This is a genomic window from Nonomuraea sp. NPDC050394, from assembly GCF_044459065.1.
Classification (GTDB): Bacteria; Actinomycetota; Actinomycetes; order Streptosporangiales; family Streptosporangiaceae; genus Nonomuraea.
This window is the reverse complement of record NZ_JBITIO010000017.1, coordinates 58,756-84,098: the sequence shown is the minus strand read 5'-3', so window position 1 is coordinate 84,098 and position 25,343 is coordinate 58,756. Positions and strand designations below refer to the sequence as shown.

25 protein-coding genes and 2 riboswitches are annotated in these 25,343 nt (G+C 69.5%); of the genes, 10 read left to right on the top strand and 15 right to left on the bottom strand.

Annotated features, from left to right (window positions below; genetic code table 11):
* Positions 1-132: 132 nt before the first annotated feature.
* The 3 genes from ACIBKY_RS45020 to ACIBKY_RS45010 form a co-directional block, all read right to left on the bottom strand.
* Positions 133-465, bottom strand: coding sequence for an Lsr2 family protein (locus tag ACIBKY_RS45020; RefSeq protein WP_184971356.1), 333 nt, complete (start codon positions 463-465; stop codon positions 133-135).
* 495 nt (positions 466-960) lie between these two features.
* Complete coding sequence (locus ACIBKY_RS45015) at positions 961-1,470, bottom strand: RDD family protein (RefSeq protein WP_397107087.1); 510 nt, start codon at positions 1,468-1,470, stop codon at positions 961-963.
* Between the two features lie 113 nt (positions 1,471-1,583).
* On the bottom strand, positions 1,584-2,108 hold the full coding sequence (locus tag ACIBKY_RS45010) for an RDD family protein (RefSeq protein WP_397107086.1): 525 nt from the start codon (positions 2,106-2,108) through the stop codon (positions 1,584-1,586).
* Between the two features lie 66 nt (positions 2,109-2,174).
* Here ACIBKY_RS45010 and ACIBKY_RS45005 point away from each other — a divergent pair, with 66 nt between their 5' ends.
* The gene (locus ACIBKY_RS45005) at positions 2,175-2,927 is read left to right on the top strand and encodes a hypothetical protein (protein WP_397107084.1); all 753 of its coding nucleotides are present in this window, start codon (positions 2,175-2,177) and stop codon (positions 2,925-2,927) included.
* A 10-nt stretch (positions 2,928-2,937) separates the two neighbouring features.
* On the opposite strand, the gene ACIBKY_RS45000 is transcribed toward ACIBKY_RS45005, so the two are convergent.
* Positions 2,938-3,507 (bottom strand): amino-acid N-acetyltransferase, encoded by a 570-nt coding sequence (locus tag ACIBKY_RS45000; protein WP_397107082.1) that lies wholly within the window; start codon positions 3,505-3,507, stop codon positions 2,938-2,940.
* 337 nt (positions 3,508-3,844) lie between these two features.
* A riboswitch (cyclic di-AMP (ydaO/yuaA leader) is annotated at positions 3,845-3,993 on the top strand.
* A gap of 5 nt (positions 3,994-3,998) precedes the next feature.
* Between ACIBKY_RS45000 and ACIBKY_RS44995 the strand changes: the two genes are divergently transcribed.
* Entirely contained in the window at positions 3,999-5,042 is a 1,044-nt protein-coding gene (locus tag ACIBKY_RS44995; protein ID WP_397107080.1) for an NlpC/P60 family protein, read from the top strand.
* A 105-nt stretch (positions 5,043-5,147) separates the two neighbouring features.
* On the opposite strand, the gene ACIBKY_RS44990 is transcribed toward ACIBKY_RS44995, so the two are convergent.
* Positions 5,148-5,360, bottom strand: coding sequence for a LuxR C-terminal-related transcriptional regulator (locus ACIBKY_RS44990; protein ID WP_157251897.1), 213 nt, complete (start codon positions 5,358-5,360; stop codon positions 5,148-5,150).
* Positions 5,361-5,546: 186 nt separating this feature from the next.
* Here ACIBKY_RS44990 and ACIBKY_RS44985 point away from each other — a divergent pair, with 186 nt between their 5' ends.
* Entirely contained in the window at positions 5,547-6,740 is a 1,194-nt protein-coding gene (locus ACIBKY_RS44985; RefSeq protein ID WP_397107078.1) for a cytochrome P450, read from the top strand.
* On the opposite strand, the gene ACIBKY_RS44980 is transcribed toward ACIBKY_RS44985, so the two are convergent.
* Positions 6,722-7,120: a winged helix-turn-helix transcriptional regulator gene (locus ACIBKY_RS44980; protein ID WP_397107076.1), complete on the bottom strand. Its 399-nt coding sequence runs from the start codon at positions 7,118-7,120 to the stop codon at positions 6,722-6,724. The genes ACIBKY_RS44985 and ACIBKY_RS44980 overlap by 19 nt on opposite strands.
* Before the next feature lie 76 nt (positions 7,121-7,196).
* Here ACIBKY_RS44980 and ACIBKY_RS44975 point away from each other — a divergent pair, with 76 nt between their 5' ends.
* Complete coding sequence (locus ACIBKY_RS44975; RefSeq protein WP_397107074.1) at positions 7,197-8,129, top strand: NADP-dependent oxidoreductase; 933 nt, start codon at positions 7,197-7,199, stop codon at positions 8,127-8,129.
* A 3-nt stretch (positions 8,130-8,132) separates the two neighbouring features.
* Here ACIBKY_RS44975 and lysX read toward each other — a convergent pair whose 3' ends face one another.
* Positions 8,133-9,614 carry a bifunctional lysylphosphatidylglycerol synthetase/lysine--tRNA ligase LysX gene (gene lysX, locus ACIBKY_RS44970; protein ID WP_397107072.1) on the bottom strand — a complete coding sequence of 494 codons (1,482 nt, stop codon included), beginning with the start codon at positions 9,612-9,614 and terminating at the stop codon, positions 8,133-8,135.
* Between the two features lie 119 nt (positions 9,615-9,733).
* On the opposite strand from lysX, the gene ACIBKY_RS44965 reads away from it, so the two are divergent.
* The gene (locus tag ACIBKY_RS44965; protein WP_397107070.1) at positions 9,734-10,210 is read left to right on the top strand and encodes a hypothetical protein; all 477 of its coding nucleotides are present in this window, start codon (positions 9,734-9,736) and stop codon (positions 10,208-10,210) included.
* 53 nt (positions 10,211-10,263) lie between these two features.
* On the opposite strand, the gene ACIBKY_RS44960 is transcribed toward ACIBKY_RS44965, so the two are convergent.
* The 5 genes from ACIBKY_RS44960 to ACIBKY_RS44940 form a co-directional block, all read right to left on the bottom strand.
* The gene (locus ACIBKY_RS44960) at positions 10,264-11,046 is read right to left on the bottom strand and encodes a type III pantothenate kinase (RefSeq protein WP_397107068.1); all 783 of its coding nucleotides are present in this window, start codon (positions 11,044-11,046) and stop codon (positions 10,264-10,266) included.
* Positions 11,047-11,049: 3 nt separating this feature from the next.
* Entirely contained in the window at positions 11,050-13,509 is a 2,460-nt protein-coding gene (locus tag ACIBKY_RS44955) for an L-aspartate oxidase (RefSeq protein ID WP_397107066.1), read from the bottom strand.
* Positions 13,510-13,591: 82 nt separating this feature from the next.
* Positions 13,592-14,416 (bottom strand): pantoate--beta-alanine ligase, encoded by an 825-nt coding sequence (panC, locus tag ACIBKY_RS44950; RefSeq protein ID WP_397107064.1) that lies wholly within the window; start codon positions 14,414-14,416, stop codon positions 13,592-13,594.
* Positions 14,417-14,458: 42 nt separating this feature from the next.
* Entirely contained in the window at positions 14,459-15,349 is an 891-nt protein-coding gene (locus ACIBKY_RS44945) for a Rossmann-like and DUF2520 domain-containing protein (RefSeq protein ID WP_379611947.1), read from the bottom strand.
* 324 nt (positions 15,350-15,673) lie between these two features.
* Complete coding sequence (locus ACIBKY_RS44940; RefSeq protein WP_397107062.1) at positions 15,674-15,889, bottom strand: chaplin family protein; 216 nt, start codon at positions 15,887-15,889, stop codon at positions 15,674-15,676.
* Positions 15,890-16,115: 226 nt separating this feature from the next.
* Here ACIBKY_RS44940 and ACIBKY_RS44935 point away from each other — a divergent pair, with 226 nt between their 5' ends.
* Both ACIBKY_RS44935 and ACIBKY_RS44930 read left to right on the top strand, forming a co-directional pair.
* Positions 16,116-17,054 (top strand): SAM-dependent methyltransferase, encoded by a 939-nt coding sequence (locus tag ACIBKY_RS44935; protein WP_397107060.1) that lies wholly within the window; start codon positions 16,116-16,118, stop codon positions 17,052-17,054.
* Between the two features lie 29 nt (positions 17,055-17,083).
* Complete coding sequence (locus tag ACIBKY_RS44930; protein ID WP_397107058.1) at positions 17,084-18,382, top strand: FAD-binding oxidoreductase; 1,299 nt, start codon at positions 17,084-17,086, stop codon at positions 18,380-18,382.
* Here the strand turns inward: ACIBKY_RS44930 and ACIBKY_RS44925 are convergent.
* Both ACIBKY_RS44925 and ACIBKY_RS44920 read right to left on the bottom strand, forming a co-directional pair.
* Complete coding sequence (locus ACIBKY_RS44925; RefSeq protein WP_397107056.1) at positions 18,369-19,559, bottom strand: cytochrome P450; 1,191 nt, start codon at positions 19,557-19,559, stop codon at positions 18,369-18,371. The genes ACIBKY_RS44930 and ACIBKY_RS44925 overlap by 14 nt on opposite strands.
* 9 nt (positions 19,560-19,568) lie before the next feature.
* On the bottom strand, positions 19,569-20,318 hold the full coding sequence (locus ACIBKY_RS44920; protein ID WP_397107054.1) for a TerC family protein: 750 nt from the start codon (positions 20,316-20,318) through the stop codon (positions 19,569-19,571).
* Between the two features lie 263 nt (positions 20,319-20,581).
* Positions 20,582-20,697: riboswitch (SAM riboswitch) on the top strand.
* 43 nt (positions 20,698-20,740) lie between these two features.
* On the opposite strand from ACIBKY_RS44920, the gene ACIBKY_RS44915 reads away from it, so the two are divergent.
* Complete coding sequence (locus tag ACIBKY_RS44915; protein ID WP_397107052.1) at positions 20,741-22,039, top strand: aminotransferase class V-fold PLP-dependent enzyme; 1,299 nt, start codon at positions 20,741-20,743, stop codon at positions 22,037-22,039.
* A gap of 111 nt (positions 22,040-22,150) precedes the next feature.
* Here ACIBKY_RS44915 and ACIBKY_RS44910 read toward each other — a convergent pair whose 3' ends face one another.
* Positions 22,151-22,942, bottom strand: coding sequence for a DoxX family membrane protein (locus tag ACIBKY_RS44910; protein ID WP_397107050.1), 792 nt, complete (start codon positions 22,940-22,942; stop codon positions 22,151-22,153).
* A gap of 159 nt (positions 22,943-23,101) precedes the next feature.
* Between ACIBKY_RS44910 and ACIBKY_RS44905 the strand changes: the two genes are divergently transcribed.
* Complete coding sequence (locus ACIBKY_RS44905) at positions 23,102-24,247, top strand: NADH-quinone oxidoreductase subunit D (protein ID WP_397107048.1); 1,146 nt, start codon at positions 23,102-23,104, stop codon at positions 24,245-24,247.
* A complete protein-coding gene (locus ACIBKY_RS44900; RefSeq protein WP_397107046.1) occupies positions 24,244-25,335 on the top strand; it encodes an acyltransferase in 1,092 nt (363 codons plus the stop codon). The genes ACIBKY_RS44905 and ACIBKY_RS44900 overlap by 4 nt, the downstream gene beginning before the upstream one ends.
* The last annotated feature ends 8 nt before the right edge of the window (positions 25,336-25,343 follow it).

Below are 25,343 nucleotides of genomic sequence, written 5' to 3'. Positions count from 1 at the left end.
ATGGGCCCCCAGGTCCACGATGCGAGACGCGCAAACCAGGACAAAGACCGCCCTAAAAAACGATCATGCGCTTATGGCAGTCGCCGGGGTTCTAGGCAACTGTCATAAGCGCATGGTCGATCGCGACAGCGGTTAGTGCGCGGCTTCGTACTTCTCCACCACGGTGGAGGCGATTCGGCCGCGCTCGCTGACGGGCAGGCCGTGAGCCTTGGCCCACTGCCTGATCTCGGAGCTCTTCTCGCGGGTCATCGCGCGCTGCCCGCCACGACCCCGACGACGCGTGGAGACGGCACCGCCGCGCCGAGCGTGCTGCACGAAAGGCGAGAGCGCATCCCTCAGCTTCTTGGCGTTAACGTCACTGAGGTCAATCTCATACGAAGCGCCGTCAATAGCGAAGCTGACCGTCTCATTGGCCTCGCCCCCATCGAGGTCATCGATGAGAATCTCCTGGATCTGCTTGGCCATCTACGCAATCCTTTCCCGGAGCATTGTTTCATTCGCCTGCCCAAACATATACCCGGAAAGGCGCTAAGACAATTCAGCGAGACACGGATTCGGCTGACTCGCGGATCAGTTGTGGTTCTCGACCCGATCCTGGCGGTTTGGCCGCCGGCCGGTGAGGGTCGCGGGACGCCTTCAGCGCACGCCAAAGTCGAAGGAACCGGTGACTCCAGCCGGTGCCACGGCGGCCGCCAATGCTTCCGTAAGGCCTTCCATTCGTCCTCGGCCCGCGCGCCGATCGGGGTTTCCACGGCGACAGATTTCCCAGGAGCCGGCTGAACGCCTCGGGCGCGGCGCCGCGCGTGGGGGCCGTGTGGCGGACAACCGCCGACGCCCGACCATAGCGCCACGCGGATGCCACCCGTGTGACAGGTCGCCGACAAGGGGGTGACCTGGGCGACTGACAGCCTAATGCCAGTCTCTCCAGGCTCCTTACCGGATCAAGGGAAATTTTTTGGGCTATCCCGCCTGCCCCGGCTCGCGCAGGTCTTTGACCACCCGTGTTCCCGCCAGCCGGTCATGTGGACCACGCAGCTGGGGACGGTCGATGAGGATGAGCATCCCCACGCCGAAGGCGATCACCGCGGCCCCCAGATCGAGCACCGGAATGCCCATCAACATGGTCGGCCCCGGATACAGCAGCGAACGTTTCAGCAGCCCATGGGAGGTGACAACGGCGCCGTCCGCCTGAATCACGCGAATCCGCATGATCGCCTGCCCGAAGGTGCGGCCGCCCGTGGAATGCGACACCCAGTCGTAGACCGTATAGACGAGGCCGGCGCCGAACCAGGCGATGACCTCCGGCCAGCGGCCCTCGAAGACCTCCAGCAGCCCTACAGACCGGAAGAGTGTCCACAGCCCGATGAACAGAATGTAATAGAACACGCCGAAGACCAGGGCCTCAATGAGGCGCGCGACCAGCCGTTCCCACCATTCGGCGGTCACTGCGCGTTGGGCGGGCGCGGCCATAGCCTCAACCTCTCGACGGCCTTTAGATCGGCTGTCCCCTCATTCTGGTACGGCACGGCGCCACATGAAACAGGGGCCACCGGGCGGTGACCCCTGAATCCATGACACGACCACTACTTGATCTTGACCACCACGGTACGCGCGACCTTGTCGGCGAACGTCTGCTGCAGCGGCTTGTCCCACAGCTGCGAGGCGCCGTTCAGCGCGACGAAGATGTAGCCGAGCCAGCCGAGGAACGGGATGCCCGAGATCAGGTATCCGCCCCACGTCACGCCGGCCCGCTTCATCGCGACGTCAGTGGACAGCCCGCCGGGCGGCATGGCGCCGCCGACCGGGACGATCTTGATGCCCATGACGATCTTGCCGAGCGTCTGCCCGTTCATCTTGGTCATGATCAGCTCGTAGGCGATGTAGACCGCCCCGATCAGCACACCCGCGATGAGACCGACGAGCACCGGACCGAAGAAGCCCGTGCGGGAACCGTCGAGCGAGCTGTACGTCGCCAGGAAGATGCCGGCCATGATCAGGGAGATCACCCAGTAGACGATGCCGAAGAGCACACCGTCGATGATTCGGGCGACCAGCCGCTGCCACCACTCGGCCAGCGGCGCGGGCGCGCCTGGCGGCTGGACGCCCACCGGCTTACCGTAGGCCTGGCCGTAGCCGGGCTGGAAACCCTGCTGGCCGTAGCCCTGCGGCTGCTGTTGCTGACCGTAACCCTGCTGACCGTAGCCCGGCTGGGCGTACTGCTGCCCGGACGGGGCCTGCTGGCCGTAGCCGGGCTGCTGCTGGCCGTAGCCAGGCTGCGAGCCGGGCTGCTGGCCGTATTGAGGCTGCTGCTGGCCATAGCCGGGCTGCTGCTGACCGTAACCGGGCTGCTGGCCGTAGCCGGGCTGGGAACCCGGCTGCTGGCCGTAACCAGGCTGCTGGCCATATTCGGGCTGCTGCTGGCCGTAGCCGGGCTGCGACTGGGCCTGCTGGCCGTAACCAGGCTGCTGGCCGTAGCCGGGCTGCTGCTGGCCGTAACCGGGCTGGGAGCCCGGCTGCTGGCCGTACTCGGGCTGCTGCTGGGCCTGCTGGCCGTAACCAGGCTGCTGGCCGTAACCCGGCTGCGAGCCGGGCTGCTGGCCGTACTGAGGCTGCTGCTGGCCGTATCCCTGCTGCTGGCCGTACTGGGGCTGCTGACCGTAACCCGGCTGGGAGCCGGACTGCTGTCCGTATCCCTGCTGGCCGTAGGGGTCGCCGTCTTGGCGGTAACCCACGACGGTCACATCCGGGTCGGGCTCGCCCTGTGCGTGGCCCGCGTTGTGCTGTCCGTATTCGGGAGTCCCGGAGTTGTCGCCGGGGTCGTCCTGTGGATACGGCGGCTGTCCGGTGCTCACCGTGTCACCTCGCTTCGAGTGTGCATGTGGCACATGTCAGGACACATGCCTTCGCTGCCCAACGTATCGACATAGGTATCTACAATCACCTTTCCCTTTGGTCGAGGTCCGAGTCAAACGACGGCAGGTGGAGCAGCATCCTGGTGTTGCCCAGGGTGTTGGGCTTGACGTGCTCCAAGTCGAGGAACTCGGCTACGCCCTCGTCATAGGAGGCGAGCAGCTCGGCATAGACCTCGGGAGATACCGGCGTGCCCTGGATCGGGCGGAACCCATGCGCGGCGAAGAAATCCACCGCGAATGTCAGGCAGAACACCCGCCGCAGCCCGAGTTCCCGGGCCGTTCCGATCAAAGCGGTAACGATTTGGCCCCCGACCCCGAGACCGCGGGCGTCGGGGTCGACGGCCACGGTGCGAATCTCGGCGAGGTCCTCCCACAACACGTGCAGGGCACCGCATCCGACGACCTGCCCGTCACGCTCGGCCACCCAGAACTCCTGGACGTCCTCGTAAAGAGTGACCGTGGCTTTTTCCAGCAGGCGGGGCCCGGCTCCGGCATAGGTGTCGACCAGGCGCCTGATCGTCCGGACGTCCGGCGTGCGAGCTCGTCGCACGACGACCTCGATGTCGGGTACCGCCCGTTCGGCGACCTGTTCCATGGCACTTCAGAGTACAGACGCAATTACGGCTGCCCCCTATTTATCGTCCTACTTCCTCAACCATCTCATCCAGTGGACGAGCATGCCCGACGACAGCCGTCGCCCCCTCAACCACCAGGCGAATAGCCGGTGACGAGCAATGACTCCTCCGGTGACGCCGAACCTCACGTACGTCCCATGCACCCGCAAAGTGCGCATAAAGTCGCTCCTGTACGGCGGAGCACGTGATCCCCCCGTGACACTTCGGTTGTGAAACCTCAACCGACTTGGCAGTTCTGGTTGAGCACGAACCTGGAGTGCACTAGTGTCCAGCGTCGATGTCACCCGCGTTCTTACGCGCGGCGGCACGCCTAATCCCCTCCCCTGGGGAGCCGGGGACCCGCCAGTGGCCGCAGGCCATCCCGGGGTGAATCCGAGCCACGGCTCGGTAGGGCTGCTCCGGCCCGAACCCGTCAGCTAACCCGGTAGGCGGCCACGAGAGGAGCTGGTTGGTGAAGCGCACGCGTAACCGTGAGGGGAAGCCCGCGGGCAAGCATGCCCGCCCTCCCGAACCAGGCATCAGGAAGCGGCTGGTCGTCCTGACGGCAGCCGTGGCCGCGGTGACGTTCACCGTCACGCCTCTCGGTTCCGCAGCCGCCGATCCGAAGCCGTCGCTCAAGCAGCTGTCGGAGCAGGCCGAGAAGCTCCACACGGAGATCGAGACGCTCAGCGAGCAGTTCAACGGCCAGCGGGTGAAGCTCAGGGACGCCCAGAAGGCCGTCGACGCCGCCAAGAAGACGCTGGCGTCCAGTGAGGCCGATCTCGCCACCAAACGCCAGCGGGCGGGCATGCTCGCCCAGAGCGAGTACATGATGGGCGGCTTCAGCCGCGCCCTCGCCTTCGCCGCCTCCGACGACCCCGAGCTCTTCCTCGACCGCGCCGCGACCAGCTACGCGCTGGAGCAGCAGCAGGGCGAGGAGGTCAACCAGGTCACCCGCGCCAGGGAACTGGCCGAGAAGGCGCAGTCCGAGGCGAAGACCCGCATCGACAAGGTCACCGAGATCGTCGAGGACCTGGACGCCCGGCGCGACAAGATCACCAAGCTGGTCAAGAAGGTCGAGAGCGACCTGTTCCAGCGGGCCATCGGCGAGGCCGGGCGGCCGGGCACCCGCGCGGTGCGGGTCAGCCTGCCGATCGCCGGCTCCGGCAAGGCGGCCGAGGCGGCCAGGTGGGCGCTGACCCAGCAGCTCAAGCCGTACGTGTGGGGCGCCGAGGGTCCCAGCTCCTACGACTGCTCCGGCCTGGTCATGGCGGCCTACCAGCGGGTCGGCATCTCGCTGCCGCACTACACCGGCGACCAGTGGACGGCCGGCACCCGCATCTCCCGCGAGGAGCTGCGCCCCGGTGACCTGGTGTTCTTCTACAGCGACCTGCACCACGTCGGCATCTACGTGGGCGGCGGCATGATGGTGCACGCGCCGCAGACCGGCGACGTCGTGCGCCTGGCGTCGATCTCCCGCCGCCCGTGGGCGGGCGCGGTCCGCATCGCGGACTGACCGGTCCGCATCGCGCACTGACCCCGCCAGGAGACGGCACCTGGACCCCACGCCAGCCAAAACCGACCCCGCCGGGCGAACCGGCGGGGTCGAGTCTCAGCCCTGCTAGATCAGCTGGCGGCGTGCCGCCCAGGCAACCGCCTCGATGGCGGTGGCCACACCGATCCTGTCGCATATCCCTCGCAAACGGCGGCGTACCGTGCGTCCGCTGATCTCCAGCCGGCGCCCTACCCGATCGACCGTGACTCCCTTGGCCAGCTCGGCGAGCAAGGCTAAATCGGCGTGGCTCAGCTCAACGCCCTCGGTGAGCACATCCATCGGGAGCCCTCCCCCCAACAGCAGAACTCGCAGACGTATCGGACCGCGCAACGCGCTCGTCTCGCAGACGGTAAACGCATTCAGGAAAGGTCGTCAAGCTCGACAATTGCCCAGCTTGACCAGCTGTATTGACATGATCAAACCTATGTGAACTACTCGCCATATGTCGTCACACGTCGGGGCACGATGAGCGATCTCACTGATCCTTACAACGCCCCTCGGTCACCGACGCTGACCCCCGCCGACGTGCTGGGATTCGATCCGTTCGATCCCGGGTTCCGGCGTGACCCGTACGGAAAGTATCGGGAGCTTCGCGAGCGCGGCGATTTATTTCATACCCGCGGCGGTTTGGTGGTAGCCACATCACACGAGCACGTCTCGGCGATGCTGCGCGACCCCCGCTTCGGCCACGGACACGTCCCGCCGGACACCGATGACCCTGACCGGCCGCAGGTGTCGTTCCTGCGTCTCGACCCGCCCGACCACACGCGGCTGCGGGCTCTGGTCAGCCGGGCGTTCACGCCCCGCATGCTCGAACGGCTGCGCCCCCGGGTCGAGGCGATCACCGCGGAGCTGATCGGCGCCATGGGCGAGGAGGCCGACCTGGTCGCCGAGTTCGCCTATCCGCTGCCGGTCCTGGTGATCACCGAGATGCTCGGCGTGCCGCCTGAGGACTACGAGCGCTTCCGCGGCTGGAGCGAGACGCTCGCCCGCAGCCTCGACCCGATGCTGCCCTCCGGCCAGGCCGACACCACCGAGCGGGCAAGCCTGGAGTTCCGTGCGTACTTCCGCGAACTGCTGGCAGAGCGGCGCGTACGCCCCGGCGAGGACCTGCTCAGCGCCCTCACCCAGGTCCGGGAGCTCACCGAGGCCGAACTCCTGGCCACCTGCGTCCTGCTGCTGGTCGCCGGGCACGAGACGACCGTCAACCTGATCGCCAACGGCGTACTCAACCTGGCCAGGCACGGCATGCTCCACCGGGCGGCGGACGAGCCCCAGGCGGTGGTCGAGGAGGTGCTGCGCTACGACCCGCCGGTGCAGCTCACCGCCAGGACGGCGCTGCGGGAGGCGGAGCTGGGCGGCACGGCGGTGCCCGCGGGCACACCGGTGATGGCGCTGGTCGGCGCGGCCAACCGCGACCCCGCCGTCTTCCCCGATCCGGACCGCTTCGATCCGGGACGGGCGCCGGAGCGGCATCTGGCCTTCGGGCTCGGGATCCACTTCTGCCTCGGGGCCACGCTGGCGCGCATGGAGGGCGAGATCGCGCTGCGGGCGCTGGCCGCGGCGGCGCCGGAGCTGAAGCTGGCCGAGGAGGCGCCGCCGTACAAGGAGAACGTGGTTCTGCGGGGGCTGGCCAGGCTTCAGGTGCGGTTGTCGTAGCGGGTTCTGGCGGCCTGGACGTCCTCGATGTGGGCCTCGGCCCATTCCTTGATAGCGGCCATGATCGGCAGGAGCGTGCGGCCCAGATCGGTGAGCTCGTAGTCGACGCGTACGGGCACCGACGGGGTGAGCGTGCGGGAGACCAGGCCGTCGCGCTCCAGGCTGCGCAGGGTCTGGGTGAGCATCTTCTGGCTGACGCCGGCGATGGCCCTGGCCAGGTCGCTATAGCGCTGCGAGCCGCCGGCGAGCGCGGTGAGGATCAGGCTCACCCACTTGTCGCTGAGCGTGCTGAGGAGCTGGCGCGAGGGGCACTTGGCGATGTACGCGTCGTAGGCCAGGCGGGCTGCCGCGCGCCTGTCCGCGGCCGACTGGGTGGGCACGGCATTCCTCCGGGTTGCTTACGCACCTTCAGGTGCCTTCTTACCAAAAGAGAGTAAGCCTTCCTACCGTGGCCGCATGACAACGATGCGAGCGCTGGTCGGGCGCGAGGGTGAAGTGGAGATCGTCACGGTCCCGGTGCCGCAGGCTGGACCCGGCCAGGTACGCGTGAAGGTGGCCGCGGCCGCCGTGCAGCCGATCGACCTGTTCACCGCCTCGGGGACGCTGCCCGGCTACAAGCTGACCGACCCCATGGAGCGGTACGGGCTCGGGTGGGACGTGGCCGGAGTGGTCGACCAGGTGGGGCCGGGGGTCAGCGGACTGACGGCCGGGCAGGCGGTGTTCGGGCTGTCCGACCGGCTGATGCTGCCGCACAAGGGGCAGGCCGAGTACGTGCTGCTCGACGTCTCGGAGGTCGCCGCCGCGCCCGAGGGGCTGACGCCGGAGCAGGCCGCCACGCTGCCGCTGAACACGCTGACCGCCATCCAGGCCCTCGACCTGGCCGCTCTGGCTCCCGGGCAGACGCTCCTCGTGACCGGGGCCGCCGGTGCGCTGGGCGGCTACCTGGTGGAGATCGCCGCCGCGCGCGGGCTGCGGGTCGCGGGACTGGCCGGTCCCGGCGACGAGAAGCTGGTGCGTGGCTTCGGGGCGGAGTGGTTCGTGTCCCGGGACGCGGATCTGGCCGCGGCCGTGCGCGCCCTGGTGCCCGGCGGGGTGGACGGCGTGGTCGACGCCGCGGTCGTGGGGCTCACCGCGCTGGACTCGGTGCGGGCCGGGGGCGCGTACGTGGGCGTGGCCGCCGGGGCGGCGCCGATCCCGCTGCGCGGAATCCACGTCTCCACCGTGTACGTACGCGCCGACGCCGGCCAGCTGGCCCAGGTGGCCCGCTGGGCGGAGGCGGGCCGGCTGACGGTACGCCTGGCCGGCGCCCACCCTCTGGAGAAGGCGGCGCAGGCCTACGCCCGGCTGTCGGCGGGAGGACAGCGCGGACGGGTCGTCGTCACGCCCTGACGGTCAGCCGGTGGGCTTGACCAGCGGGAACAGGATGGTCTCGCGGATGTTCCTGCCGGTGAACGCCATGATCATCCGGTCGATGCCGACGCCCACGCCGCCGGTGGGCGGCATGGCGTACTCCAGAGCCTGCAGGAAGTCCTCGTCCAGCTGCATCGCCTCAAGGTCGCCGCCGGCGGCCAGCAGCGACTGCTCGACCAGGCGGCGCCGCTGCTCGATCGGGTCGTTCAGCTCGGAGTAGGCGGTGCCCAGCTCGGTGCCGAACCCGATGAGGTCCCACTTCTCGGTGACCAGCGGGTTGTCGCGGTGGTTGCGGGCCAGCGGCGAGGTCTCCAGCGGGTAGTCCATGACGAAGGTGGGCTGGATGAGCGTGTGCTCGACCAGCTCTTCGAAGATCTCCTGGACGAGCTTGCCCTGGCCCCACTTCGGATCCCAGTGAATGTCCCGCTTGTCGGCATATTTCCGGACCTGCTCAAGCGAGGTCTCGGTCGTGATCTCCTCGCCGAGCGCGTCGGAGACCGAGCCGTAGAGCGTGATGCGCGGCCACTCCTTGATGCCCAGGTCGACCTCGACGCCGTCATGCTCCACCACGGACGTGCCCAGCGCGGCCACGACGCACTTCTGGTACATGCGCTGGGTCAGGTCGGCCATGTCGTTGTAGTCGAGGTAGGTGCCGTAGGCCTCGAGCATGGTGAACTCGGGGTTGTGCGTGGAGTCCGCGCCCTCGTTGCGGAAGTTGCGGTTGATCTCGAAGACCTTCTCGATGCCGCCGACCACGAGCCGCTTGAGGTAGAGCTCGATCGCGATGCGAAGGTAGAGCTCCATGTTGTAGGCGTTGATGTGGGTCTTGAACGGCCGCGCCGTCGCCCCGCCGTGGATGGGCTGGAGCATCGGGGTCTCGACCTCGAGGTAGCCCTCCTCGTGCCAGAAGTCGCGCGCGGCACGGACGGTGGCGCTGCGCAGGTGGGCCATCCTGCGGGCCTCGTCGTTGACGATGAGGTCGACGTAGCGCTGGCGGACGCGGGCCTCGGGGTCGGTGAGGCCGAGGTGCTTCTCGGGCAGCGGGCGCAGGCACTTGGCGGTGATCTGCCAGGAGTCGGCCAGGATCGACAGCTCGCCGCGGCGCGAGGTGATGACCTCGCCCTCGACGCCGACGTGGTCACCGAGGTCGACGTCGCTCTTCCAGGCGGCCAGCGACTCCTCGCCGACCTTGTCGAGCGAGACCATGACCTGCAGGTCGCCGGAGCCGTCGCGCAGGGTGGCGAAGCAGAGCTTGCCGCCGACGCGGTTGAGCATGACCCGGCCGGCGATCGCGACCCTGTCTCCCGTGGCGGTGTCCGGCTCCAGGCCCTGGTATTTCTCCCTGACCTCGGCGTTCGTCGCCGTGCGGGGGAAGTTGACCGGGAAGGGCTCGACGCCCTCGCTGCGGAGGCGGTCGAGCTTCTCCCTCCGGATGCGCATCTGCTCGGGAAGTTCGTCGCTCACAAGAACAAAGGGTAGGGGATATGGCGAACTGCAAGGGCTCGTCGGCTCCCTGCAGGGGCGCTGCAAGAACTCTCCGTTACCAATGGAGCACAGCACCTCCGGGTTCCAGGAGAGAGACCATGATAAAGAAGATCGCGATCGGCACCCTCGCCGTTGCCGCCACCTCCGCCCTCGCCCTCAGCCTGCCGACCGCCGCCTCCGCCAGCACGTCGAGCTACGACTACAGCTCGCACTGGGGACCCGTCTACTCCAAGCACTTCCAGGCCAAGTCGCACGGCTGGGTCGGGGTCGAGTGGGACGAGCACCAGGAGTCCAACACCGTCTCCGTGACGGGCCGGCTCTATGACCTCGACTCCCGCACCTACAAGCAGGGTGGCAAGTGCGCGTACGTGAAGTTCCAGGCCAGCGACTTCGACTACGACTGGTCCACGGTCTACACGAAGAAGTACTGCGGCTACCCCGGCTACAAGAAGTACGCCTTCTCCGAGGAGGACGTCTTCAGCCTGCGCGTCAAGGTCTGCCAGATCGGCCCGCACAGCAGCCACCCGACCAAGTGCGGCTCGTGGAAGTACCTGTACACGGCCGAGTCCGAGTAGCGACGCCCGCAAGCCGCGAGCGGCCCCCCATTCCCGAGCGGGGGGCCGCTCGCTCATGTCGTGTTGCGGTTGTAGATGAGCCGCAGGCCGATCAGGGTCAGCCAGGGCTCGTGCACGTCGATCGAGCGCGACTCCCCCACCACCAGAGCGGCGTGCCCGCCGGTGGCCACCACGGTCACCTCGTCCGGGTCGTCGGCCAGCTCCGCCATCATCCGCTCGACGATGCCGTCGACCTGGCCGGCGAAGCCGTAGATGATGCCGGCCTGGAGCGCCTCGACGGTGTTCTTGCCGATGACCGAGCGCGGCCTGATCAGTTCGACCTTGTGGAGCTGGGCGCCGGCGGCGGCGAGCGCGTCGACGGAGATCTCGATGCCGGGCGCGGTGACCGCACCCACGTACTCGCCCTTGGCCGAGACCGCGTCGAAGGACGTGGCGGTGCCGAAGTCGACGATGACGCACGGCCCGCCGTACTGGTCGATGGCGGCCAGGGCGTTCACCACCCGGTCGCTGCCGACCTCCTTGGGGTTGTCCATGCGGACCGGCACGCCGGTGCGGATGCCGGGCTCCACGATCACCGCGGTCACGTCGCCGTAGTAGCGGCGGCACATCTCCCGCATCTCGTTCAGCACGGACGGCACGGTCGAGCAGATCGCGATGCCGCTGACGTCGGCTCCCTTGAGCAGCGGTGACTGGCCGAGCAGCCCCTGGAGCACGACGGCGATCTCGTCGGCGGTGCGGCGGGCGTCGGTGGCCAGCCGCCAGTGCTCGATCACCTCTTCGCCTTCGAAGAGACCGAGCACGGTGTGCGTGTTGCCGACGTCGATCGTGAGCAGCATCAATTACCCCCGTAGATCCAGTGCGATGTCCAGGGCCGGCGCGGAATGCGTAAGCGCTCCCACCGCAAGATAGTCAACGCCAGTTTCAGCCACATCACGGGCCATTTCCAAGGTCAGTCCCCCACTGGCCTCCAACTTCGCCTGATTTTTCGTGATTTGTACGGCGAGCGCCATCTCCTCGACGGTGAAGTTGTCCAGCAGGACCACCTCCGCCCCCTCGGCCAGCACCTCCCGCAGCTGCTCCAGCGTGTCGACCTCGACCTCGACCGGCAGGTCCGGGTACCGCTCCCTGACCGCCCTGAACGCCGCCCCGGCTCCCCCGGCCGCGACCACGTGATTGTCCTTGATCAGCGCCGCGTCCGACAGCGACATGCGGTGGTTGACCCCGCCTCCGGCCCGCACCGCGTACTTCTCCAGCGCCCGCAGCCCCGGCAGCGTCTTACGGCTGTCGCGCACCCGCGCCCCGGTACCCTCCAGCGCCGCGACCCAGGCGCCGGTCAGCGTCGCGATGCCCGACAGGTGCGTGAGCAGGTTGAGCGCGGTCCGCTCGGCCGTGAGCAGGGCGCGCGTGGGCCCCTCGACCGTCATCAGCACCTCTCCCGCCGCGACCCGCTGCCCGTCCTCCACCAGCCTCGTCGTACGGCTCGCGCCCAGCCGCAGGAAGACCGCCTCGGCCACCGCCAGCCCCGCCACCACGCCGCCCTCGCGGGCCACCACGTCCCCGGCCGAGCGGTGCCCGGCCGGGATCGTGGCCAGGCTGGTCACGTCACCGGCCTCCTGGAGGTCCTCGGCCAGCGCCCGGTCGATCACGTCCTGGATCTCGGGCGCGCCGGTGTCCAGCGCGAGCCCGTGCGGCGTGTAAGTCATCTGCAAGCCTTCCTCGGTCAGTCGCACGTCCAGATGTCCCAGCCAGCGCTCGTCGTCGCGCTCGCCGAAGTCCTCGCGCCAGTGCGAGCCCCTGGTCTCCGCACGGGCCACGGCGGTGGCCGTCAGCACGGTCGCCACCGTGAGCAGGTTCGTCGTCTCCCACGCCTCGGTGCACGGCGGCACCCGCACCGGCGTCCAGCGGGCGTCGCCGAGCGCCTTCGCGGTCAGGACCAGCGACTCGCGGCTGCGCAGCACGCCCGCTCCCCTGCTCATGTGGGCCTGGATCCTGGGGCGGACGCGCGGGTCGAACAGGCCTTCCTGCGCCTGGGGGTCCGTGGGCGCCGGCCGTACCGTGGGCTGGATGTCCTGGGCGATGCGCTCGGCAAAGACGAGCCCCTCCAGCAGCGAGTTGGAGGCCAGGCGGTTGGCGCCGTGCACGCCGGTGCACGCGACCTCGCCGCAGGCGTACAGGCCGGGGATGGAGGTGCGGCCGTGCAGGTCGGTGCGGACGCCGCCGCTGGCGTAGTGCGCGGCGGGCACGACCGGGATCAGCTCCGCGGCAGGGTCGATGCCGTGCTCCAGGCAGAGCGCGCGGATCGTGGGGAAGCGGGTGCGCCACTTGTCCTCGCCGAAGTGGCGCCCGTCGAGGTAGACCTGCCCGGCCCTGCGCATGATCGCCTTGGCGACCACGTCGCGGGGGGCGAGGTCGGCGAGCTCGTGCACCTCGTCCATGAAGCGCGTGCCGCGCTCGTCCACGAGGAACGCGCCCTCGCCCCTGACCGCCTCGGAGATCAGCGGCTGCTGGCCGGTGGCGTCCTCACCGAGCCAGAGCACCGTCGGGTGGAACTGGACGAACTCCAGGTCGCGCACCACCGCTCCGGCGCGCAGCGCCAGCGCCACACCGTCTCCGGTGGAGACCAGCGGGTTGGTGGTCGACTGGTAGACCTGCCCCATGCCGCCCGTGGCCAGCACGACGGCGCCCGCGCGTACCGCGCCCACGCCGTCGCTCGCGCCCTCGCCCATGACGTGCAGCGTCACCCCGGCGGCCCGCCCGGCGGCGTCCTTGAGCAGGTCGAGCACGAGCGCGTGCTCGATGACCTCGATCCCGCGCTCGCGCAGCGCCGCGACGAGCGCGCGCTGCACCTCGGCGCCGGTCGCGTCGCCGCCCGCGTGGACGATCCGGTCGCGCCGGTGGCCGCCCTCGCGGCCGAGCTGCAGCTCGCCGCCGTCGGTCAGGTCGAACCTGGCACCGCGCGCGATCAGCCGCCGCAGCGCCCGCGGCCCCTCGGTCACAAGCGCGTGTACGGCCCGCCGATCGCACAGCCCCACCCCGGCGATCAGCGTGTCGTTCACGTGTTCCTCGGGGCTGTCGCCGGGATCGAGCACCGCCGCGATCCCGCCCTGCGCGAATCGGGTCGAACCCTCCCCGAGCACGTCCTTGGTGACGACGAGCACCTTGGCCTCGGGCCGCAGCTCGGCATGGCGCAACGCGACGGTCAGCCCGGCCACTCCCGAGCCGACCACGACCACGTCGGCCTCGCGGGTCCAGCCGGGTTCCGGCGCGCTGAGCCGCAGGGGGATCGCCGGTCCACTCATGGGGGTCTCCTCATCGAGGGAATTTCGTCAATATGACGATAACCCCTCCCGATGAGTGACCCGTCGCCGGGGTGGGGCCTTCTCAGGACAGGCGCAGGACGGCGTTGTCGATGAGCCGCGTGCCGCCGACCTTCGCGGCGACGGCGAGGACCGCCTCACCCGTGTACGACTCGCCGACCTCGGCGAACGTGGCCGGGTCGACCAGGACGAGGTAGTCGAGTGCGAGATCGGCCCCGTCGAGCACCGCCCGCGCCGCCGCCTTGATGCGCGCCGGCCCGGACTCCACGGAGCCGGCGAACAGAGCCCGCGACAGCGCGAGTGCGGTCTGCCGCTCGTCCGGCGACAGGTAGCGGTTGCGGCTGGACATCGCCAGGCCGTCGGGCTCGCGCACGGTGGGGATGCCGGCGATCTCGATCGGCAGGTCCAGGTCGGCCACCATGCGCCGGATCATCGCCAGTTGCTGGGCGTCCTTCTGACCGAAGACGGCCACGTCGGGCCGCACCAGGTTGAACAACTTGAGCACGACGGTCAGCACACCGTCGAAGTGCCCCGGTCGCACCGCGCCCTCGACGATCGTGCCCATGTGCCCGGAGGAGACGCTCACCTGCCGGTCGGGGTGGTACATCTCCTCCGCCACCGGAGTGAAGACCGCGCACACGCCCTCCGCGCGGCAGACGTCGAGGTCGGCCTCCAAGGTGCGCGGGTAGCGGGAGAAGTCCTCGGAAGGGCCGAACTGCAGGGGATTGACGAAGATGCTGACGACCACCCGGGGGGCCAGCGACCTGGCCTCGCGGATGAGCGTCCGATGCCCCTCGTGCAGCGCCCCCATGGTCGGAACCAGGGCGACCCTGCCCTCTCCCCGAGCCTTGACCAGGTCAGCGCGATTGCGCGCGACGATCAGCTCCACGCCACAGCCTCCTATGCCACGATCAGGGCCATCCGGTCCCTGTCAGGTCCATATGTTGCCGCCCAGCGCGTCGAGCAACCTCTCCGCCTCCTCGGGTTTGAGCAGACCCGCCGCGAGCGCGCGGTCGGCCGTGAGCCGGGCCAGGGCGATGTAGGCGTCGGCCGCCTCGGGCGCGGCCAGGATGAGGGCGTCCACGTGCTTGCGCACCGTGCCGGCGTCGCCGCGCACGACCGGCCCGGTCAGCCCGGCGATGCCCAGCCTGAGCACGTTGTCGAGCGCGGCGCCGAGCAGCGGCCCGAGCATGCGGCCGGGATGCTCGACACCGATGCCCTCCAGCAGTTCGGAGGACTCGGCGATCAGCGTCACCATGTGGTTGGCCGCCCCGGCGAGCGCGGCGTGGTAGAGCGCGCGGTCGGCGTCGGCGATCCAGACCGGCTCGCCGCCCATCTCGATGACCAGCGCCTCGGCGATCGGCCGCAGCGGGTCGGGTGCGGTGACGCCGTAGGAGATGCCGGTCAGGCGGTTGATGTCGTCGTCACGGCCGGTGAACGTCATCACCGGGTGGAGCGCCAGCGGGAGCGCTCCAGCCCGCGCCGCCGGGTCGAGCACGGACAGCCCGTAGGCGCCGCTGGCGTGGACGACCAGTTTGCCGCGCAGGTCGGCGCCGGTGGCGGCCAGGCCGCCGACCAGGCCGGGCAGGGCGTCGTCGGGCACCGTGAGCAGGATCAGTTCGCCGGCCGCGACCACGTCCTCGGGCCTGGAGGTGGCGACGCCGAGCCGTTCCGCCGCCCAGCGCTGGGAACTGTCGGAGACCCCGCTGGCGGCCACGATGCGATGGCCGGCCTGGGCCAGCGCGGCACCGAGTGCCGAGCCCACTTTGCCCGCTCCGACCACGCCGACGGCCAGCCGTGCCGGGCGATCACCTGCGTCCATGTCGTCCTGTCCCTGTCCCGCTGTTGGCACTGCCGACCAGCGTAACTGGAGCCTTCCCATGCACAGGTGACCGGGCTTTTACCGCATGTTGCGTTAACGACAAATCCGACAAGGGCATACAAAACGTGCACCCCCTGTCGGGAGAGATGAGGAGAGGGGATTTTCATCGCATGGCAGCGGGCGCCGAGCCCATAGTGGACCCGACGCCCGCAATGACGATGTGCTACCCCCTTGGGAGTGCACCATCGACCGGCCATCCGCCGACTGGCCGGCCGAATAGGGCTCGGGCCGGGTTGCCATAACCGGTCCGAGCCCTCCGTCCGTCTACCTGGTGTGCGCGCCACCCTTGCAGCCGGCGATCGCCTGGCCGAGGACGGCCACGGCGTTGCCACAGATGTTGATCGGGATCCGGACCGGGGCGAACACCTGGTTGCCGGAGAGCACGCTGTTGTTACCGGAGGTAACGAGGTCGGCCTGGGCTGGGGTGGCCAGGGCCAGCATGGCGAAGGCGCCGGCCGCGACGAAGGTCTTCTTGAGCATTTGGGGGGCTCCTCTCGGTGACGCGGCCCCGGGTGGCCGCTTCAGCTACCTACTTGGCCGACCGGGTGACCGGACCGAGCCCGCTGGGGGGCGGGCCGGGACGATCGTCGGTGACCATGAGTAACGATAGCGCAATCTCGCCACAATAAGTAGTCATGACATCACTGTGCGTGTCGGCACCTGGTCATGAGATAGTCCAGGAATGTGGCTCACCTGGCGTGCCGCGATGGAGCGCGCACTCTATGGCGACAGGGGTTTCTACCTGCGCGAACGCCCTTCCGGCCACTTCCGCACCTCGGTCAGCGCCGGGGCCGCGTTCGCCGACGCGGTGCTCACGCTCCTTCTCCGGGTCGACGCCGAGCTCGGCCACCCGGAGCGACTCGACTTCGTCGACGTCGGCGCCGGGGAGGGGGTCCTGGTCAGCCGCGTGCTCGCGGCCGCCCCGTCCGAGCTGGCCGTACGCCTGAACGTCACCGCCGTCGACCTCTCCGCCAGGCCGTCCCACCTGCCCGAACGCATCGCCTGGTCCCAGACCATCCCCGGCGGCATCACCGGCCTGGCGATCGCGAACGAGTGGCTCGACAACATCCCGCTCGACGTGGCCGAGCACACCGCCGAAGGCCCCCGCCTGGTCATGGTCGACACCGAGACCGGCGAAGAACGCCTCGGCGAGCCGCCACACCCCGCCGACGAGGAGTGGCTCGCCCGCTGGTGGCCCCTGTCCTGCGTCGGCGCCCGCGCGGAGATCGGCCGCGCCCGTGACGCCGCGTGGACGGCCGTCATCGTACGGCTGGCCCGCGGCCTGGCGGTGGCCGTCGACTATTCACACCCTGTGGACAACCGGCCGCCCTGCGGAACGCTCACCGGATACCGCGACGGTTCGGTCGTCCCGCCCATACCAGACGGGACCTGCGACATCACCGCACACGTGGCACTCGACTCGTGCGCCGCCGCCGGCGAGCGGGCCGGCGCGATATCCACAACGTTGTCCACACAGCGCGACACGCTGCGCGCCCTCGGCATCACCGCCACCCGTCCGCCCCTCGACCTGGCCCACACCGACCCCCGCGGATACCTGCGTGCCCTGGCGCGCGCCTCCGAGGAGGGTGAGCTGATCGACCCCCGCGGCCTGGGCGGCTTCGGCTGGCTCCAGCATCATGTGTGATCACTCTTCGCCATGAGACGATTACCCACATGGATCTGCCCAGAGGTCTGCTCCGCGCGGCTCCCGCCCCATGGAACCTCGCCGTCACCCACGAACCCTCCCTCACCGTGCTGGCCAGGTCGCCAGAAGACGTCCGGGACGCGGTCCGCCACGCCGCCGCGCACGATCTACGCGTCCGGGTGCACAACACCGGCCACGGCGCGCTACGCGCGGCCACCGCGGGCGACCTGCTCATCGTCACCTCCGAGCTGACCGGCGTCGAGATCAACCCGGCCGACGGCACCGCCACGGTCGGCGCCGGCGCCACCTGGAAGGACGTCATCGCCGCCGCCCACCCCCACGGCCTGGCGCCGCTGACCGGATCCAGCACCCACGTCGGCGTCGTCGGCAACAGCCTCGGCGGCGGGCTCGGCTTCCTGTCCCGCCAGTACGGCCTGGCCTGCGACGCCATCACCGCCGCCCAGATCGTCACCGGCGATGGGAACCTGCGCTGGCTCGACGACTCCGGAGAGCCGGACCTCATGTGGGCGCTGCGCGGCGGCGGACCGAACCTGGGCGCGGTCACCGCGCTGCGGATCAAGCTCCTCCGCGAGCCGAGCCTCTATGGCGGCGGCCTGTTCTGGCCGGTCGAGCTGACCCGGCAGGTGCTCACCGCCTACCGCGAGTGGACCGCGGACCTGCCGGTCACGGTCACCTCGGCCGCCGGGACGATCCACCTGCCGGACGCGCCCTTCGTGCCCGAGCCGATGCGCGGGCGCTCCTTCGCGCGCGTGTGCCTGTGCGCCACCGGCCCCGGCGCCGAGGACCTGGTCGCGCCGATGCGGGCGGTGCCCGGCCTGGCCGTGGACATGGCCGGGCCGCTGCCGTTCACCGAGATCGACGCGGTGACCCGGGATCCGGTCGACCCGCTGCCCTACACGACGCGGGGCGAGATGGTGACGGAGCTGTCCGACGCGGTGATCGACTACCTGGTGCAGGTGGCGCCGCGCGGAACAGAGCCCTACGTCTTCATCCTGATCAGGCACGTGGCCGGGCTCCCGCACGCCGACGACGCCGGGCTTGGCTACTGGCAGGGCGACTTCGGCGTCGCGGCCGTCAGCATGATTCCGGACGAGCGGGCCACGGCCGAGGTGGCGGCCTTCGGCGACCGGTTCTCGGCCGCGCTGGCGGGCAGCGCGACCGGGTTCGTGCCGCTCAACTTCATGGGCGCGCCGGAGCAGGCGGTGCGGGCCTTCACGCCCGAGCACCTGCGGCGGCTGGCGGAGGTCAAACAGCGGCACGACCCGGCGGGAATGTTCGGCGGCGACCGGGCGATCAGCCGGTCGTGACCTCCAGCGACTCCAGGCCACGGATGACGTAGCCGGGCTTCCACACGGGCTCGCGGACCAGCTCCAGCTTCGGCGCCTTCTCCAGCAGGGCGCCGAAGGACTCCATGAGCTCGATCCTGGCCAGCGGCGCGCCCAGGCAGAAGTGGATGCCAGCGCCGAAGGAGATGTGCGGGTTGTCGGCGCGGCCCACGTCCAGGCGGTCGGGGTCGGGGAAGACCTCGGGATCGCGGTTGGCGGAGCCGAACAACAGCGCCACCTCCACGCCCTTCGGGATCGCCACGCCCTCCACCTCGATGTCCTCCAGAACCCAGCGCTCGAACATCTGCAGCGGCGTGTCCCAGCGCATCAGCTCCTCGATCGCCGTCGGGAGCAGGGAGTGGTCGGCGCGCAGCCGTTCCAGCTCGGCCGGGTTCCTGAACAACGACCACCAGCCGTTGCCGGTGACGTTCACGGTGGCCTCGTGGCCGGCGTTGAGCAGCAGCACGCAGGTGCCGACCAGCTCGTCCTCGGTCAGCTCCTCGATCTGCGCCAGCGCGCTGACGAGGTCCTCGCCGGGCTGCCGCCTGCGCTCGCGGGCCAGGGCCTTCAAATAGTCGGCGAACTCCGCCGCCGCGCGGACCGCCGTGTGCTGGGCCTGCGGCGACGGGTTCAGCTCGTACATGCCGCAGATGTCGGCCGACCAGGGGCGCAGCAGGTGCCGGTCGTCGCCGGGAATGCCGAGCATCTCGGCGATCACCGTCACCGGCAGCGGCTCGGCCACCTCGGCGAGCAGGTCGCCCCCGCCCTTGGCCACGAAGGCGTCCACCAGCCCGCCCGCGATCGCCCGTACGCGCGGCCGTAGCGACTCGACCATCCTCGGCGTGAACGCCCTGGAGACCAGGCGGCGCAGCCGCGTGTGCACGGGCGGCTCCACGTCGAGCATGCCGGCGTTGATCACCCGCCAGAACGGCTCCTGGAAGTCCGGCGGCGCCTCCTGCCCGAACTCCTCGTGCGCGGCGACGTGCAGGTAGGAACGGCCGAGCCGGCGATCACGCAACAGCGCGTTGACGTCGGCGTGCCGCGAGACCAGATACTGGCCGGTCGGCTCGAAGAAGCTGACCGGCTCGGCCCGCCTCAGCTCGGCATAGACGTCATACGGATGAGCAACGAAATCCGGATTCCACGGGTCAAAGCGCACCGCTTCATCCTACGAGCTGCCGTCCTTGGCATTCTCCTGGTCAGACCGCTTGGCGTGCCTGCTGCGCATCCTGATGTTGAGCAGTTCGACGATGACCGAGAAGGCCATCGCGAAGTAGATGTAGCCCTTGGAGATGTGCTGGCCGAAGCCCTCCGCGAGAAGCACCACGCCGATCAGCACCAGGAAGGACAGGGCCAGCATCTTGATGCTGGGGTGCTTGTCCACGAAGCGGCTGATCGGGCCGGAGGCGAACAGCATGACCAGCACCGACACGATCACCGCCGCGACCATGACGCCCAGTTCGTTCACCATGCCGACCGCGGTGATGACCGAGTCGAGCGAGAAGACGATGTCCAGGATCATGATCTGGATGATCACCGAGGCGAACGAGGCGACCTTGCGCGGCTTGCCGTTGTCGCCCTTCAGCTCCATGCTGTGGCCGATCTCGGTGACGCTCTTGGCCAGCAGGAACAGGCCACCGAGGATGAGGATCAGGTCCCGGCCGGATATGTCATGGCCGAAGACGGCGAACAAGGGCTCGGTCAGCCTGACCACCCACGACAGGGCGAGCAGCAGGAGCAGCCGGCTGATGAGCGCGGCGGCCAGGCCGAGCACCCGGGCCCGGTCGCGCTGGTGCTCAGGGAGTTTCCCGGCGAGGATCGAGATGAAGATGATGTTGTCGATCCCCAGGACGATCTCCAGGGCGACCAGGGTGAAGAACCCGATCCAGATCTCCGGGTTGCTTACCCAGTCCCACATCTCCGCACCTCCGTTGTCGGGAACTATCTCCCGGTACCAACGACCTAACCCCCGCAGAAGTTCACGATCCTCCTTAGTAGTTCGGAAATGGCGCTGGCCTGGGATGATCCACCCGCTTGGAGTGGTCAACGACGGGCCGTGGCGTTAGGGACACCCGGCTCTGACGCCCTCCCGTTTCCTCGTGGAGGAGAGGGAGATCTCGCTGCCGGGCGTTCCAAGGGGTTGCTATTTATGGCCGGGTGTCGCTTATAGTGCTGCGTGTAGGTCATGAGTGCCAGCGACAAGCCCCGGCTAGCTGGCCGGCAACCCTCGCGTCCGCGGCGGGGTGCCCCGGGTGAGGACCTGGTCCGTCACGAGGTGTGGCGGGCAAGCGCGGGCTCCGTGGCGATTCCAGGGGTCCCGACGACCCCAGGAGATTCGCCGTGTCCACCCTGACCATCTTCAGCTCCGTCCCCGCCCAGACCCAGGCGCGGCAGCCCCAGCACGGCGAGGCACGCGCCATCCCGGCCGTCCTCGGCGCCGACCTGGAAGTTCCGGTCAAGGGCGGCAAGCTGGTCGGTTACGCCAACCTCGACTACGCCGCCAGCGCACCCTGTCTGGAGCCGGTCAGCGCCGCCGTCACCGCCGCGCTCCCGGCCTACTCCAGCGTGCACCGCGGCGCCGGCTACGCCTCCCAGCTCACCACCGCCCGCTACGAGCAGGCCCGCCACACCGTCCGCGCCTTCGCCGGCGCCCGCCCCGACGACGCGGTCATCTTCACCCGCAACACCACCGACGCCACGAACCTGCTGGCCGGCGTCCTGCCAGCGGGCACCACCACCGTGGTCTTCGACAGCGAGCACCACGCCTCGCTGCTCCCCTGGGACAAGACGGTACGGCTGGCGCCGCCCGCCTTCCCCGGCGAAGCCGTCCGCCAGGCCGACGAGGCCCTCGCCGCCATCTCCGGCCCCAAGCTGCTCGTCGTCACCGCGGCCTCCAACGTCACCGGCGAGCTGTGGCCCATCGCCGCCCTCGCGCACATCGCCCACCGGCACGGCGCCCGCATCCTGGTCGACGCCGCCCAGCTCGTCCCGCACCGCCAGCTCAACCTGACCGCCCTGGACCTGGACTACGTCGTCTTCTCCGGCCACAAGCTGTACGCGCCGTTCGGCGCCGGTGTGCTGATCGGGCGCCGTGACTGGCTGGCGAGCGGCGAGCCGTACCTCAAGGGTGGCGGCGCGGTGAAGTCGGTCGGCGCGGACGAGGAGTCCACCGAGTGGCACGACGACCCCGAGCCCCGGCACGAGGCCGGCACCCCGAACGTGATCGGCGCGATCGCGCTGGCGGCGGCGTGCGACGCGCTGAGCGCGACCGGCTGGGCGCCGCTGGTCATCGAGGAGGAGCGGCTGATCGCACGGCTGCGCGACGGCCTGGCCTCGATCGAGGGCGTGCGGGAGCTGTCGCTGTGGGGTCCCGACCACCCGCGTGTGGGCATCGTCTCCTTCGTCGTGGACGGCTACAGCGCGCGCGAGGTCGCCGAGGCGCTGTCCGGCGAGTACGGGATCGGCGTACGCGACGGCAAGTTCTGCGCGCACCCGTTCGTGCGGCACCTCCTGGGCACCGCCGACGGGGGTTGTGAGGACGGGACGGCGTCCGCTGTGCGCGCCTCGATCGGCATCGGCACCACCGACGAGCACGTCGACCGGCTCATCACCGCGCTGCGGGACCTCACGGCTCGTTAGGCGTCACCCAGGCGGAGTCCTCACCGCGAGGGTCAGGCGTCACCCGGGCGGAGTCCTCACCGCCCCAGTCAGGGGCGTCACCCAGGCGGAGTCCTCACTGCGGGTCAGGCGTCACTCAGGCGGGTTCTTCCTCGGCTGGTCGTCGGACATCAGCGCGTCGAGCGCCTTCATGTCGTCGTCGCTCAGGGCCGCGCCGCTGCCCGTGGCGGGCGGCGGCGTGGACTGGCGCGGCACGTCGGCGCGCGGCTCCGTCCCGTTGCCGGGCGCCTCCGTCCCGACGCGCGGCGCCTCCGTCCCGTTGCCCGGCGGCTGATCTCCTGTCCCCGGCGGCTGCGCCCCTGGGCGCGGTGGCTCCGTCCCGTTGCGGGGCGAATCAGTCCCGGTGCCGGACGGCTCGGTCTCGGTGCGCGGCACGTCCCGCACGGTGCGGACGTTCGTGGGCATGGTCGTGGTCGTCGTGCTCCCGGTCGACTCCGGCAGCGTCTGGTCGGCCGCGCGCCTGCTCAGGATCGTGCGGGCGATGCTGTCGACGCTGATCCGGCCGGCCCCGACGGCCAGCAGGAGCAGGCAGGCCGCGCCCAGCGCCCCGACGAGCTCCCAGCCCAGGTCGGTGACGAAGATGCCGTTCTTGCCGTGGACGAAGATGATCGCGCCCAGGCTCACGCACAGCAGGGCCAGCGCGGCCAGGCGGGTCAGCAGTCCGATGATCAGGAAACTGCCGCCCACGAGCTCGGCCACGGTCGTGAATCCGGCCGCGAGCTCGGGTTGGGGCACGCCGGACTGGGTGAACATCTGTGACGTCGGTCCCAGTCCGTTCTGCCATTTCTGCCACCCGTGGGCCACGAAGATCACGCCGATGGTCACTCGCGAGATCAGGGCAGCTAGGTCGAAAGCTAGCTTCATGGTGGTTTCTCCCCCCGTTGTGGTAATTGTCCCCCACCCCTCTGACCTGCGACTCCTCCCCATACCGTCTCTTGAACGGCCCGTTACGCCAGGGCGCGCCGTACAGAATGAAAGGACCGCACAGTAGATCGCGCGCGAGGCCGGTGGGAGCATGGGGAAATGACCGAGCGCATCATCGGGATCGGCGCAGGGGCGAAGGAACTGGCCACAGAGGACATGGTCCTCAACATCGGCCCCCAGCACCCCTCCACCCACGGCGTGCTCCGGCTGCGGCTCACGCTCGACGGCGAGCGGATCTCCAGCGCCGAGCCCATCATCGGCTACATGCACCGGGGCGCGGAGAAGCTGTTCGAGGTCCGCGACTACCGGCAGATCATCATGCTGGCCAACCGGCACGACTGGCTGTCCGGGTTCGCCAACGAGCTCGGCGTGGTGCTGGCCGCCGAGCGCATGCTGGGCATGGAGGTCCCGGTCAGGGCGGTGTGGGCGCGTACGTTGCTGGCCGAGCTCAACCGGGTGCTCAACCACCTGATGTTCCTCGGTTCCTACCCGCTGGAGCTCGGCGCGATCACGCCGCTCTTCTACGCCTTCGAGGAGCGCGAGCGCATCCAGGCCGTCATGGAGGAGATCTCCGGCGGGCGCATGCACTACATGTTCAACCGCGTCGGCGGGCTCAAGGAAGAGCTGCCGCTCGGCTGGCTGGACCGCGTGGCCGAGAGCGTCGCGATGACCCGCCGCAAGGTTCCCGACATCGAGGGCCTCATCCTGCACAACGAGATCTTCCTGGCGCGCACCAAGGGCGTCGGCGTCCTCGACCGCGACACGATCATGCAGTACGGCGTGAGCGGCCCCATCGCCCGAGCCGCCGGGGTCGACATCGACCTGCGCCGCGACCAGCCGTACCTGGCCTACCCCGAACTGCCGGTCAAGGTCGTCACGCGGACCGCCGGCGACTCCTACGCCCGCTTCGAGGTCCTGCTGGACCAGGTGAAGGTCTCCCTCGACCTGGCCGAGGCCTGCGTCGACAAGCTGCGCTCGCTGCCGCCCGGTCCGATCAACCAGCGCCTGCCCAAGGTGCTGAAGGTGCCCGAGGGCCACACGTACGCCTGGACCGAGAACCCGCTCGGCATCAACGGCTACTACCTGGTCTCCAAAGGGGACAAGACGCCGTGGCGGATGAAGCTGCGCTCCGCCTCCTTCAGCAACATCCAGGTACTGCGCGAGATCCTGCCGGGCCACCTGGTGGCCGACATGGTGGCGATCTTGGGATCCATGTTCTTCGTCGTGGGTGACATCGACAAGTGAAACGCGATAAATACGTCGACTGGCTGCGTGCTCTGAGCCTGATCGTCGTCGTGGTGTGGCATTGGGCGTTCACGATCCTGCAATGGACGCCGGAGGGGCCCTCTCCGACCAGCCCGCTCGGCTTCACCACCGGGTTGTGGATCCTCACCTGGCTGCTGCAGGTGCTGCCGCTCTTCTTCTACGTCGGCGGGCACGTACACCTGCTGTCCTGGAACCGGGCGTGCGAGCGCGGAGTCGGCATCGGCGCCTTCGTCTCGCGGCGGCTGCGGGCGCTGGCACTGCCCGCGCTCGGGCTGTCGGCGGCGTGGATCGCCATCGGAACCGTCGCCACCACGGTGTTCGACGCCCCGCCCTGGACGTGGCGGGTCGTGCTGCTGGTCCTGAGCCCGCTGTGGTTCATCGGCGTCTACCTGGTGCTGATCGCGCTGCTGCCGGTCGCGCTGTGGCTGCACCGGCACTACGACGTGCTCGTCCTCATCTGGCTGGGCGGCGCGGCGCTGGTCGTCGACGTGCTCCGGTTCCGCTACCACCTGGAGTGGGCCGGCTGGTTCAACATGATCATCGTGTGGGGGCTGGCGCACCAGGCCGGCTTCTTCTACGACCGCGTGGTCGCGCTGCCCCGCCGCTACGACATCGGCGTGCTCTGGACCGGCCTGTTCATGCTGATCGGGCTGGTCTACTCGGGCATCTACCCGGGCTCGATGGTCGGCGTACCCGGTGAGAAGTGGTCCAACATGGCGCCGCCGACCTTCGTCATCGTCGCCCTGCTCATCTTCCAGATCGGCCTGGTCGAGGTGCTGCGCCCGGCCATGGAACGGGTGTTGGAGAAGCCCGGATGGAAGCGGGTCAACGACACCATCAACCGGTTCGCGCTGCCGCTGTTCCTGTTCCACACGACCGGGATGGCGATCGCCCTGGGGCTCGGGTGGTGGTTGTTCGGCACACTCGGCGGCACCATCCCACCGGACTTCACGTGGTGGCTGGAACGGCCACTGGCCATCCTCGGGCCTCTGATCTGCACCCTTCCGGTCATCTACCTGTTCGGCCGCAAGCGCCACACCGTTCAACAAGTGCCTGACACCCGTTGAGCCCTCGC